Origin of the sequence: Flavobacterium sp., from assembly GCF_028712645.1 — a bacterium.
Taxonomy (GTDB): Bacteria; Bacteroidota; Bacteroidia; order Flavobacteriales; family Flavobacteriaceae; genus Flavobacterium.
Window position 1 is genome coordinate 1 of sequence record NZ_JAQTPQ010000097.1, and the last position, 12,287, is coordinate 12,287.

Annotated in this window: 12 protein-coding genes; all 12 read right to left on the reverse strand. The window is 33.3% G+C overall.

Features of this window, described 5'->3' with window-relative positions:
- Positions 1-3,085 (reverse strand): CusA/CzcA family heavy metal efflux RND transporter (locus PHC28_RS08940; RefSeq protein ID WP_300098945.1); only part of this gene is annotated, 3,085 nt, incomplete at its 3' end.
- Between the two features lie 148 nt (positions 3,086-3,233).
- Entirely contained in the window at positions 3,234-3,545 is a 312-nt protein-coding gene (locus tag PHC28_RS08945) for a DUF6660 family protein (RefSeq protein WP_300098950.1), read from the reverse strand.
- A 406-nt stretch (positions 3,546-3,951) separates the two neighbouring features.
- Positions 3,952-4,437 (reverse strand): hypothetical protein, encoded by a 486-nt coding sequence (locus PHC28_RS08950; RefSeq protein ID WP_269684985.1) that lies wholly within the window; start codon positions 4,435-4,437, stop codon positions 3,952-3,954.
- Positions 4,437-5,147: a DUF3800 domain-containing protein gene (locus tag PHC28_RS08955; protein WP_269684984.1), complete on the reverse strand. Its 711-nt coding sequence runs from the start codon at positions 5,145-5,147 to the stop codon at positions 4,437-4,439. The genes PHC28_RS08950 and PHC28_RS08955 overlap by 1 nt, the downstream gene beginning before the upstream one ends.
- Before the next feature lie 164 nt (positions 5,148-5,311).
- Positions 5,312-5,941 (reverse strand): hypothetical protein, encoded by a 630-nt coding sequence (locus PHC28_RS08960; protein WP_269684983.1) that lies wholly within the window; start codon positions 5,939-5,941, stop codon positions 5,312-5,314.
- A 10-nt stretch (positions 5,942-5,951) separates the two neighbouring features.
- Positions 5,952-6,614, reverse strand: a complete 663-nt coding sequence (locus tag PHC28_RS08965; protein WP_269684982.1) for an AAA family ATPase — start codon at positions 6,612-6,614, stop codon at positions 5,952-5,954.
- Positions 6,547-7,434, reverse strand: coding sequence for a transcriptional regulator (locus PHC28_RS08970; protein ID WP_269684981.1), 888 nt, complete (start codon positions 7,432-7,434; stop codon positions 6,547-6,549). The genes PHC28_RS08965 and PHC28_RS08970 overlap by 68 nt, the downstream gene beginning before the upstream one ends.
- A gap of 8 nt (positions 7,435-7,442) precedes the next feature.
- Positions 7,443-7,736: a helix-turn-helix domain-containing protein gene (locus PHC28_RS08975; protein ID WP_269684980.1), complete on the reverse strand. Its 294-nt coding sequence runs from the start codon at positions 7,734-7,736 to the stop codon at positions 7,443-7,445.
- A gap of 304 nt (positions 7,737-8,040) precedes the next feature.
- Positions 8,041-8,895, reverse strand: a complete 855-nt coding sequence (locus PHC28_RS08980; RefSeq protein ID WP_269684979.1) for an RteC domain-containing protein — start codon at positions 8,893-8,895, stop codon at positions 8,041-8,043.
- 71 nt (positions 8,896-8,966) lie between these two features.
- On the reverse strand, positions 8,967-10,211 hold the full coding sequence (locus PHC28_RS08985) for a hypothetical protein (RefSeq protein WP_269684978.1): 1,245 nt from the start codon (positions 10,209-10,211) through the stop codon (positions 8,967-8,969).
- A gap of 109 nt (positions 10,212-10,320) precedes the next feature.
- Positions 10,321-10,797 carry a 5-fold beta-flower protein gene (locus tag PHC28_RS08990; RefSeq protein WP_269684977.1) on the reverse strand — a complete coding sequence of 159 codons (477 nt, stop codon included), beginning with the start codon at positions 10,795-10,797 and terminating at the stop codon, positions 10,321-10,323.
- A gap of 77 nt (positions 10,798-10,874) precedes the next feature.
- On the reverse strand, positions 10,875-12,287 hold a 1,413-nt coding region (locus tag PHC28_RS08995; RefSeq protein WP_300098967.1), incomplete at its 5' end, for a heavy metal translocating P-type ATPase.

Consider the following 12,287-nt stretch of genomic DNA (forward strand, 5'->3'; position numbering starts at 1 on the left):
TAATGTAAAGCAAAGGCAATACGAACAAGGTCAAGAATGTTGCCGAGATTAATCCGCCAATAACTACGGTAGCCAATGGTTTTTGTACTTCGGCACCCGCACTATGTGACATTGCCATCGGTAAAAATCCTAACGATGCTACGGTAGCCGTCATTAAAACTGGTCGTAATCTTATTTTTGTTCCTTCAATTACCCGTTTTATGACATCATCCCAACCTTCTTTTTCGAGTTGGTTGAATGTGCCGATTAATACAATTCCGTTCAATACCGCTACTCCAAACAATGCAATAAAACCAATCCCTGCCGAAATACTAAAAGGCATTCCACGAAGCAGTAAAGCAAATACACCACCAATGGCACTCATTGGAATTGCCGTGAAAATTAAACCAGCTTGTTTCATTGAATTGAACGTAAAATACAAAAGCATAAAAATCAGCAAAAGAGAAATTGGCACTGCAATCATCAAACGGTTGGATGCTTTTTGTAAGTTCTCAAATGTACCTCCATAAGTAAAAAAATACCCTGATGGCAATTTTACTTTTGTTGCCAATTTATCCTGAATTTCTTTTACCACACTTTGTACGTCTCTATCTTCTATATTGAAACCAATAACAATTCTACGTTTACCAGCCTGTCTACTGATTTGTGCGGGACCCAATTTAAAAGCCACTTTTGCCACTTGTGATAATGGTATTTGATTACCAGAAGGTGTTGGTATCAATAAATTATTTACATCGTCGATACTTCTTCTTGACGTACTGTCTAACCTTACCACTAAATCAAACTTTCGTTCGTTTTCGTAAACTACACCCGCTGCTTTTCCTGCAAAAGCAGTACTCACAATACTGTTTATATCTTCTACATTGAGTCCATAATTGGCAATTCGTAAACGATCGTATTCAATGTTAATTTGTGGCAAACCATCCACTTGTTCTACCTGCGGCGATGAAACCCCTTTTACTTTTACGATTACACTTTCTACTTTTTTGGCATATACAGAAAGGCTGTCCAGGTTTTCTCCAAATATTTTTATGGCCACATCTTGTTTAATACCCGTCATTAGTTCATTAAAACGCATTTGAATGGGTTGGCTTTTTTCTACAAAAACTCCAGGAATCACGCTTAATTTTTCTTCTAACGCATCGCCTAATTCATCATACGTTCTGCCTGATTTCCATTCGTCTTGTGGTTTCAGGATAATCATCATATCTGTGGCTCCGGGAGGCATTGGGTCAGTAGGCACTTCACCTGCACCCGTTTTTCCAACCACCATTTTTACTTCCTCAAATTGTTTGGCAATTCTTGCGCCTTGCATCGAAGTTTCGATACTTTGGGATAATGAAGTTTCGAGCGGCATTTTAAATTCAAAGGCATAATCTCCTTCGGCTAAATTGGGGATAAACTCTCCACCCATTTTGGTAAAAATAAAAACGGTAATCAACAATAAAGCAACAGTAAGACCTACGACTTTGTATTTTATGGCAATTACTTTTTCTAAAAGAGGTTCGTATTTGCCGTACAAGAAATCCATCATTTTATCCGAAAATGTTTTCTTGTGACTGATGTGTTTTGGCAAAAACAAGGCACTCATCATTGGAATGTATGTTAACGAAAGTATCATAGCACCGATAATGGCAAACGAAACTGTTTTTGCCATTGGGCCAAACATTTTTCCTTCGATTCCTACCAATGATAAAATTGGGAAGTACACAATCATAATGATGATTTGTCCAAAGGCAGCACTGCTCATCATTTTCTTGGCACTGTTTTCAACCGCCAGATCCATTTCGAGTTGGGTGAGTCTTTTTTTACTTTTATTGTGTTCCAGAAAGTACAATGAAGCTTCGACGATAATTACGGCACCATCCACAATCAACCCAAAATCTATTGCACCGAGGCTCATTAGGTTTGCGCTCACTCCAAATATTCTCATTAATGCCAAGGCAAAAAGCATTGAAAGAGGTATTGCAGAAGCGACAATAAGTCCTGCACGAAGGTTTCCGAGGAACAAAACCAACACAAAAATGACGATTAAAGCTCCTTCAACCAAGTTCTTTTCAACAGTAGAAATAGCACGTTTTACAAATGTACTTCTGTCAATAAATGGCTCTACTACTACATCATCGGGCAAAGATTTTTGTATGATAACCATTTTTTCTTTAACCCTTTGAACCACCTCGTTACTGTTTGCCCCTTTTAGCATCATCACAATGCCACCAACAGCATCCACTTTTCCATTAAAAGTCATTGCACCATAGCGAACAGCATTTCCAAACTTTACATCGGCGACATCTTTTATGAAAATCGGTACGCTGTTGGGATTGCTTTTTACTACGATGTTTTTTACATCTTCCAAGGATGTTACTAAACCAACTCCACGAATAAAGTAGGCACTTGGTTTTTTATCAATGTAAGCACCACCTGTATTTTGATTGTTTTTTTCTAAAGCATTAAAAATATCAGGAATTGTTACTCCCATTGCTTTTAAGCGATTTGGGTTTACGCCAACTTCATATTGTTTTAATTTACCCCCAAAACTATTTATTTCGGCAATTCCGGGTGTTCCGTTGAGTTGTCTTGCTACTATCCAATCTTGCATAGCACGCAAATCCATTGCGGAATACTTATTTTCACTTCCTTTTTTTGGATGTAAAATATATTGATAGACTTCGCCAAGACCTGTGCTTACAGGGCCTAATTCTGGTGTTCCAATGCCTTTAGGGATTTGATCGGTAGCTTCTTTTAGTCGTTCACTAATTAATTGGCGTGCAAAATAAATATTGACATCATCATCGAAAACGACTGTGATTACCGATAAACCAAAGCGAGAAATGCTACGGGTTTCTTCTAAATCGGGAAGATTTGCTATGCTTTGTTCTATTGGAAAAGTGACTAATTGTTCTACTTCCTGCCCAGCCAAGGTTGGACATAGCGTAATGATTTGTACTTGATTGTTTGTTATGTCTGGTACGGCATCGATGGGTAATTTGGATGCACTCCAAACTCCCCAAATGATGAGAAATAAAGTCATCAAACCAATGATGAATTTATTATTTATACTAAAATGAATGATTTTGTCTAACACTATTTATAGGATTACTTTTTAATACTTAATTTATTACTCCCGTTATTTGAATTTGTCAAATACGGTAAAGTGATTAATGGAAAACAACAGCGTGATTAATGCACAGGTCATTAATCGCTATTTATTTAACAAACATTAATCAAAAAAATTAAGCATTAATTTGAGGCGGCTGCCAGATACTTCCGAAGAAATTGGAAGTAAGAATTGATTTGTATTCCGGCACTTTTTTGTCAATTATGATTTTGACAGCAAATAAATTATAAGGGTAAATAGTATTGTAAGCGAAACCTTGACAGCCGCAACAGTTGCAGATGCACAAAGGAGTACAGGCATCCTTGTTGTGAGTGTGATTGGATTCATTGCTAATTGTCACTTTGTTACACGACACATCCTGCTCCATATCTGCACAAGGCATAAAGGAAAGTATTAGAATAATAATTGATAATATGAAGTTTAGCATTTTCACGGCTGTAAAAATAGGTATTTTATTTAATTGTCAATACATAATAATTCATTAATTTGCCGATTAATGCTTTAGGATGAAATACTATTATTGCAAGAGTATTCTATTTTTATAGAAATTAGCGAAATGAAGCAAACAAAGACTTGAGTTTAGGAATACTTGGACTAAATGAAAGTTTTGTGCAGCTGAATGAAATAATGGACTGGTTAATTGATTTTCTTTTAGGTATATTTATTGTTATAAATATTTATGAAAATACAACTGGAAATTAGCCAAAAACACGTTTTTGATAGAAAATTTGTTTTTTGGTTTAAGACGATGTATATTTGCAAAGTCATTTCCCTAGGGAAAAGGACCTGGTTCGTGAAAACGTACGCCACAGCACCGTAGCCTGTGGCTTTTTTTATTTTACCCTCTTTGTATATTTGTCTTCGTAGTATTTTTGGTTTCTTGCATCATCAATATGAAAACAAGAAATTATCATATAGTCTGGAGTGATTTTTTCCATTACTACTAGAAAGTTTCCTTCTTTGAACCAAAAATAGTCCCTGATTCTACCATCTGCTTCTAAGAACTGGAAACAAGTAACATCATCCGTATCTTTATTTTCAAGTATTGGTTTTATCCAATGAATTTTGTTGGCTCTTTTTTTGTCAAAACATCTTTTGCCTTTATCTCCTCTTGTAATGATTTTTACAAAAGTGTGTGGATAGGTTTCAAAACCATCTTCTTTTGAATTTGCTATATCTATTTTTACTTTGCAACCATCAAAATAAAAAACGTTGTCAATAAAATCGGCTTTGAATAATCGAAATAGTTCTTCTAAATGTTCAGCTGATGGGTCAATTCCTAAATTAGGTATGTGATCATCCAAATTAAATAAATCCATTATAGTTTTATTTTGGGTTGGTGATCAAAAATATTGAATTTGGTTTCCCACGGCTCTGTTCCTTCTTCGAGATTAAAACCTGATTTAGTTTCTAAATATTGAATAAAATCCATTCTGTTAGGAGTTGGATTCTCGATATTCTTCATTACTACTCTTGTTTTATAAGTAATTGCTCCAATAAAAAAATCGGCTAATTGAAAGAAATTATTATCGTGAGAATGTAAATGTTGGAATTGTTTGAATGGGCTTTTGCCTTTGTATTCATTGTCAAAAACTTCATTTATTTTTTTTAGTTTTTCTCTACCACGCGTATTTTGAATGTCTATAAAAACCCTGTATTCATCGCCATTACTATTATTTGGGCGTAATAAATAATAGGTCATTTTATAATAGAAATTGTCGTGCGAGCCTTGGTTAAAATCGGTATGATTTAGACGCTCTTTGTATTTGACTAAAACACAACGAAATTGTAATGATGAGCGAAAGAAATAATCTACTAATTCTTTGTATAATGCAGTTCTTGCATTTGAAAATTTATTCCATTTTAACTCTGATTTTTGATTGTGCTTTGCTAGTATTTGATTGAATTTTTTTTGTAATTCAACATAATCGGTCATTGGTACTTTTATGTAACCAATGCACATAACCGGAATATTATCATTTTCTAAATGACAACTTTCGTCGATATAAAAATCATATTTATTATTCATAAATTGTGGAAATTAATAGCAAATTCGACCAATTAGATGCTCAAAAGCGATTGAATTTTAAAAAGCGGAAATTTACAGAATAAATTGTTAAGGGAAATACTATTTTCAATTTACTTATTTTTCAAATCTAAAATGCCTATCATTAATATTTTTTAAGCGATAAATTATTTCTGATTTTTGAAAAAAATCACATAATCCGCTAAATTATACAAGTCTAGCAATTCAATATCATTTATTTTACTAGTTAATTGATCAATCTCAATAAAAGCAACATCATTTGCAAATGATTTTTCGCCAATAAGGTGTTCTATGTGGGTGTAAACTGCTTCTCGAAGTCTTGGGTTTTCTTTGTGAATTATGTAGTTTTTGAGGTATATTCTAATCCCTAAATCGGTTTGTTTTTCTAGGTTTTCTATCGATGCGAAATACATATCACTAATTCGTAGGCTAATCCCGTAATATTCAAGTGGTTTATCTTTTCCTTGTTGGTATTTTGTTAGGTTTGTTTCAGGTTGAAGAAATGCAGTTATTTTCCAACGTTCTACGACTGGAGCATAATGTACTAGTAGTTCTACTTCTTTGAAAAGGTAAGGATTGCCGTTAGCGGTGATGATTAATTCGGATTTATCTTTACCGTTTTTGATTATGAGATCTAAATCTTTGTTGAATAGGCGTAAGAGGTTGTTTAATTCTGTGAAGTGCTTTATTAGTTCTTCTTTTGGAATTTCGTTTAAGAGCAAGAAAACAAAATTGTTTTGTTTGAAATGGTTCCAGAAGTTGGTTATGTGGTTCATCGTTTATCGTTTATCTTTTATCTTTTATGGTTTTGTCGTAGGCAATCAGATTGAACATTTCTCGCATTCTACTTCTAACCCGATTCCCATAAACATTCTCAATTTCAGTAGCCGAAAGGTTTGTAGTTATATGCGTTTGGATTTTTTTACTTGTAAAAATATCATAGCGACTTAATAGAATTTCTGCCATTACGTTACATTCGTTTCCGTAATATTTCAGGTTGTTTTCTGTTCCTAAATCGTCAAAGCATATTGTTTTGGGTTCTGATTCGTATAGTTTGCCTTTGCTATATTTGTGAATGATTTGGTAACCATCCTGGATAAATTCAAAGCTTATGTCTCGACACGGTTTTACGAAAAATTTATGCTCTGTTGTCGCCAAGTGTTTCATTAAATTCATTAGGGATGTTTTGCCACAGCCGATTGGGCCAGAAAGTAAAATTCCTTTGTTGCCGTTGATGCCGTACTGAAAACAAGTTGTTTCGTCTTTAAGAAAATAGGCGATGAGTTTGTAAATTATGGGGTAATCACTTTCAAGTATTTTGAAATGATTGCCGTATAATTCAATGCCTTTTTTCTCCAGCCAAGCAATTATTTCCGTGTAGCTATAATGGCTCTGAATAATCTTTGTCTGTTCCTGTGTTGAGGTGTTTTGCTCTGTTGGATTGTTCATTTGAAATGAATTTAGGTGCGTTTAATATCCAATTTTGTGCTGCTGCTTGCCAATCGACCATCGGAGTTTTGCCACCGACTAACCAACCGTTGCTGGAAAAATAATTGAAAAATTTAATGGCTTCGAGTTCCGGAAAGTTCTGTTCGAGAAAATAAACTTTGACATTTTCAATTGTTGGATTGAGTTCCCTCGACTGCGCTCGGGATGACAAATCGGAATTTTCAATTTCATCTTTTTCTTTTTTGCCGGAACTTTTTTCTTTTTCTTCGGAAGCCGCGCTTTTTAAAAACTCATCGACAATTTCAAAATTTTTTGCTTGCTCGTCCAAGTTTACAATCTTTAAATCGTTTGAAATGTTTGGTATGTTTGTATTGTTTATATAAGATACTAGAGCTTGTTCAGTACCTGTTTCATTACTTGTACCACTACCAGTATAAAGCTTGTTCACTACTTGTTCATCAACCAGTTCAAAAACTGGTTCATTTTTTGGCATTGTTGCTTTTTCGCTTTTTGGTATTGGTTTTAAATCATCTGAAAAATTGAATAAATAAACGTGGCTTCCTTTGAATGGATTATAAGATGGTTCGTAATTGATGTAACCTAGAGAATGTAGGTTTTTAAGGCACTTATGATAAGTTGCTTTAGAACTGATTTTGCTTATTCGCATTACCTCATCACGAGAAATACTGATTGGATTTTTGAATCGATTGCAATTCCAGAACTGAAACAACGACATATACAAACTTACGTGTGTTGGATTGAGTGTTTTGTCAATAGCCACTTTCTCGAAAAATCCTGTTAGATGTTTTATATAATTCATCTTTGAGGTTATTTACGATTGAATAGGTTAGGTGTTGCTTCGACTTTGTTAGTTTCTATAACTTTCTCTAAATCATTACTGGAGTAATACAGAATTCCTCCAATTTTGGTATAGGTTAGTGTACCGTTTACACGTAGATTTTGTAAAGTGCCGGAAGAAATGTTTAACAGCTTTCTGACTTCGTTGGATTTGAGCCATTGTTTTTGCTGTTGCGGTTTTGAATTAAACATTGTGTTTAAATCGGAAAGAAGAAGTGTACGGAATTCGTTTAAATCTTCGCGAGTGATAACTTCGATTGCCATAACTGATGTTTTAAATTGTTATGGTACAAAATTGAATTAATTGATTTATTTTGTTTGCCAAGTTGGTATCAACTTGGTAACGAATTTTTGTCAATTACTGTTTTTTATGGTTAAAACAGATTAAATATTGTGTTTGGTTTTATTAAAAATACCAGCTCGGAAAAGAATTGAACTGTTTTAAATCAAATATCTTTTTTAATTTCTAAATATTTAAAACACTATTTAGTTTTAAATATTGATTTTCAATATATTACATATTTAATTTATTATGTAGTTATGCCAACTTGGTATGAACTTGGTACTACTATTTTGACTTATTATTTTCTTGATCAATTTTCTTCTTTAGTATTCTTGTTAAACCATCTAAATATGTTGTTTCTTCTGTTTTTCTGCCTCTGATGGAATACCAACTTCTGTAAACATCACCTAAATCGATATTGAAAACTGCTTCAAAATAATTTGCTATGTCTTTTATATCAGCAGTACCATTATTGAAGCTACCTTGATAATAAAGGGCATATATCGTTTCAATTAATGCAGATTTACTATCTGTCCAAGTGAGTTTTACTTTTGGTAGTGCTTGTGTTTTAGTTGTCATTGTTTCTTTTCTGTCTAATATTGTCAGCTGTTCTTTTAGATATATTTCAAGTAAATCGTTGGCTAATATTTTTGATACTTTAAAATCGTGACTTGTATTAAATTCTTGGTCTGAAGTGAAGAAAAAAGTATCTAATGATAACCTAATATCATATTTTCCTCTTAAAAAATATTTTTCATCAAGGAAAATTGCTCCTGTTCTGTAATATTGATAAAACTCCAAATTATTATCGAAATAATGATTTAATTTATCTAATTCGTTTAGTAAATATTTTCTTTGAGATCTGTCTGTTCCTTTTGGTCGTTTGGTTTCAATTTTTAGCACTTTTGTATGAAATATTAATTTTGAAAAAAATTGGGGCTTAACTTCTTTGAAAAAAAGTATTTCTTCGGTTTGGGTTCTAAAATTGGTTTTTATAATTATTACTTTCAAATTCCCTAATGATTTGACAATCATTTCTATTGCTTTTTCAGCGTGTTTTATGGGGTCAGTAATTTCTAAATCAATAAAATTCAGTTGTTCGTTGAGGTTGGAGAGAAGTTGGTTGATTTTGGCGTTCAATTTTTGTATGTAAATTAATTGAAAAAGATTAGCCTATAAAGTTATTGAAAGGGCTAATTTTAGTTTCATTTTTAGATTGATTTTGCGATTTTTTCCATTATTGAATAATCTGAGCCAAATTTGCAAATCGCATCACATTGACTTCTCAATTCTGAAAACAGAATGTATTTGATATTCATTTTTGAATTTTTTATGACCGGTCTATTTAATTGTTGAATTACATCTTTTTCGCGACTGTCTGGAATGATGATGTAAAATACCTCTTCGCCGTTAGAAATACTAAAATATAAATCAGAAAGGCGTAAAATGCCTGAATAAATACTGGTGCTTTTTTCTACTTCAAATGCACCGATAATTTTGTTTGTTCCTTTTTGAAACCAAAGCACATCAATGAGTTTAATCGTGTTTTGAGTGTCTTTGTCCGTTGGTAATTCTGGAAATTTACCAATTGATATAAACGAAAAACTTTGACCATTAAACGCTTTACTTTTATCATTACTGGCTGGTGTAACATCGTACCCCAGTGAAACTCCAATTTTAAGTAAGTGGTATTGCATTTCGTTGTGAAGATTTTCTTCTAGTTTTTCTTCCTGAATTTCTTTTTGTCGTTTTAGTATATTCTTTTCAAACTTATTGCGTTCTTCTTCGCTTAAATATTCATCGTTGCCAATAAGCATTTTTTGTGTTCCAATTTCAAAACACAATCCTGCTATTGCTCCTAAATCATTTGATAATTCACTTTTGTGTTTGCAGTTGGTTTCGATTAGTGTCTCTCTAATTTTAAGGTATTCCGTCCAACTGCCCAACTTCTTTTTGTCTTTAAACAGAAAATTAAATCCGTTGAGAATGGCTGTATTGAATGGTGGAAACCAAGTTGGATGCAAAAAATATAGAATACTGGCCACGGCAGGGCCAAGACCTTTTATTTTGAGTTCGTCCAGTTTTACAATTTCTTTTACTACTTGTTCCTCTGTTTTGGCATTAATGCAGTTTTCGAGAAATTGACCGAAAGCAATTTTATTGTTTTGGTTTTCGTAAATATCCGGAATTCTTAATTTTGGTTTCCAATAAAAAGGATGTGCTACGCCAACAAAGACTTGTTTTTGTTCTGCTATACAACTCAATACAAATTCTAAACTACTGCCTTTAAAATCGTTAGGAAATATTTTGTTTTTGATGTCGTCTATCACTTGCAAAACACCACGGCGAATAGTCCGAAATGCTTTTAATCGTTGGTCATTATCGACAAACCAAGTAGTATAAACACTTTCAGTATCGGTTTTGTATTGTTGGATTATTTGAGTAAGGTTGTTCATTTTTAATACAGCTATATCTTATTACTTATTCGTTTTTACAATTAACAGAAAGTCATTTTATAGTATAAAATAAATGGTTCGTTTTAGGACGAACCATTTATTAAGAAAATTAATTTTTTGATTTTTCATCATTCATCTTTTTCTCCAACAATAAGCAATGAGCGGCACACGCGTGGAGTTTGTAATTTTTATGTACGCTACCTACATTATGACCTTTTGCATCCAGTATTTCGCATTTTTCTTCTTGTGTTTTTCCAATATTAACCACGTTTTCACCTTTTATGTTGTAGTAAGAACCATTTTTCTTAGCCATACCCATCTTTTTTCCATTAGAATCAATAACATTACCGTTTGCATCAATAAAATAGATGGTCTTGCCTTGGTTGTCTTTCACGATATTGTCTTTGGTAATAAATCCTAATTTGTTCCAACCGTGATCGTGAATTTCACCCTTTTTATTGATGTAAATTTTTTCAGTAGGGTTGGAATCCGATTTAGTTTGTGCATTGGCACTTAACGAGATAATCATTAAAAACATTGTTAATAATGAAATTGTTTTTGTCGAAATTAATTTTTGAATTTTCATAATAAATTGTATTTAATTATTCGTCAGTTACGCTGTTGCCCGGTCTTCAGTATCACTGTTGCCTGATTTATATTTTTCTATAGTTTCAAATTTCTCAATCGCAAAGCATTTACAATTACAGAAACCGAGCTAAAACTCATTGCTAAAGCTGCAATCATTGGCGATAATAAAACTCCAAAAAATGGATACAAAACTCCCGCTGCAATTGGAACTCCTAAAACATTATAGAAGAAAGCAAAAAACAAGTTTTGTTTGATGTTTCGCATTACAGCGTGGCTCAAATTCTTGGCTTTTACGATGCCTTGTAAATCGCCTTTTACTAGAGTGATTTTTGCACTTTCAATAGCTACATCAGTTCCTGTTCCCATCGCAATTCCAATGTCTGCTTGTGCTAGTGCGGGTGCATCATTTATACCATCGCCTGCCATTGCTACAATTTTCCCTTCGGATTGTAAGCGTTTTATTTCGTTCAATTTGTCTTCGGGTAAACAACTTGCTTTGTAGGATGATAAGTTTAATTCATCGGCAACTGCTTTGGCTGTATTTACATTGTCGCCAGTAAGCATAATTACTTCAACTCCTTGACGCATTAATTCTTTTATGGCTTCTTTACTAGATATTTTAATTGCATCGGTAATTGATACAAAACCAACTGCAACGCCATTAACAGCAATATATGAAACGGTTTTTCCTAGTTTCTGCTCGGCAATAATTTTGCTTTCTAAATCGTCAGCAATAGTTGCTTTTACTTGTTCTATTAGTTTTTTATTTCCTAATGCTATCTTTCTATTGTTTACAGTTCCAGTCACGCCTTTTCCTGCAACGGCTTCAAAATCTTTGACTTCAATTAATGAAACGGTTTTGGATTTGGCATAATTGATTACTGCTTGTGCCAATGGATGTTCGCTGTATTGGTTTAATGAAGCGATGCTTTGTAACAAATCATTTTCGTTATTGTTTGATGCAAATATCTTTTCAACTGATGGCTTTCCTTCAGTAATGGTTCCTGTTTTATCTGTAATTAAAACATTCACTTTATTCATATTTTCCAAAGCTTCAGCATTTTTAATCAAAACTCCCGATTGTGCGCCTTTGCCAACACCTACCATTACTGACATTGGAGTAGCCAGACCCAATGCACAAGGACAAGCAATAATTAAAACCGCAATTGCATTTATAAAACCGTAAACCAAAGCTGGTTCTGGTCCAAATTTTGCCCAAACGAAAAATGTTACTACCGAAATAATGACTACAATGGGAACAAAATATTTAGCAATACTATCGGCTAATTTTTGAATAGGTGCTCTTGAACGACTGGCATCATTTACCATTTGAACAATTTGAGAAAGCAAAGTTTCAGAACCTACTTTTTCGGCTATCATTACAAAGGATTTGTTACCGTTTATAGTTCCTGCAATTACATTATCATCTTTCTTTTTATCAACTGGAATAGGTTCACCAGTTATCATTGCTTCGTCTATACTGCTTTC

What these genes read in the sequence shown, in the direction of transcription:
- PHC28_RS08945 (WP_300098950.1), bottom strand. Translation starts at nt 3,545, where the DNA reads ATGCTAAACTTCATATTATCAATTATTATTCTAATACTTTCCTTTATG.
- PHC28_RS08950 (WP_269684985.1), bottom strand. Translation starts at nt 4,437, where the DNA reads ATGGATTTATTTAATTTGGATGATCACATACCTAATTTAGGAATTGAC.
- PHC28_RS08955 (WP_269684984.1), bottom strand. Translation starts at nt 5,147, where the DNA reads ATGAATAATAAATATGATTTTTATATCGACGAAAGTTGTCATTTAGAA.
- PHC28_RS08960 (WP_269684983.1), bottom strand. Translation starts at nt 5,941, where the DNA reads ATGAACCACATAACCAACTTCTGGAACCATTTCAAACAAAACAATTTT.
- PHC28_RS08965 (WP_269684982.1), bottom strand. Translation starts at nt 6,614, where the DNA reads ATGAACAATCCAACAGAGCAAAACACCTCAACACAGGAACAGACAAAG.
- PHC28_RS08970 (WP_269684981.1), bottom strand. Translation starts at nt 7,434, where the DNA reads ATGAATTATATAAAACATCTAACAGGATTTTTCGAGAAAGTGGCTATT.
- PHC28_RS08975 (WP_269684980.1), bottom strand. Translation starts at nt 7,736, where the DNA reads ATGGCAATCGAAGTTATCACTCGCGAAGATTTAAACGAATTCCGTACA.
- PHC28_RS08985 (WP_269684978.1), bottom strand. Translation starts at nt 10,211, where the DNA reads ATGAACAACCTTACTCAAATAATCCAACAATACAAAACCGATACTGAA.
- PHC28_RS08990 (WP_269684977.1), bottom strand. Translation starts at nt 10,797, where the DNA reads ATGAAAATTCAAAAATTAATTTCGACAAAAACAATTTCATTATTAACA.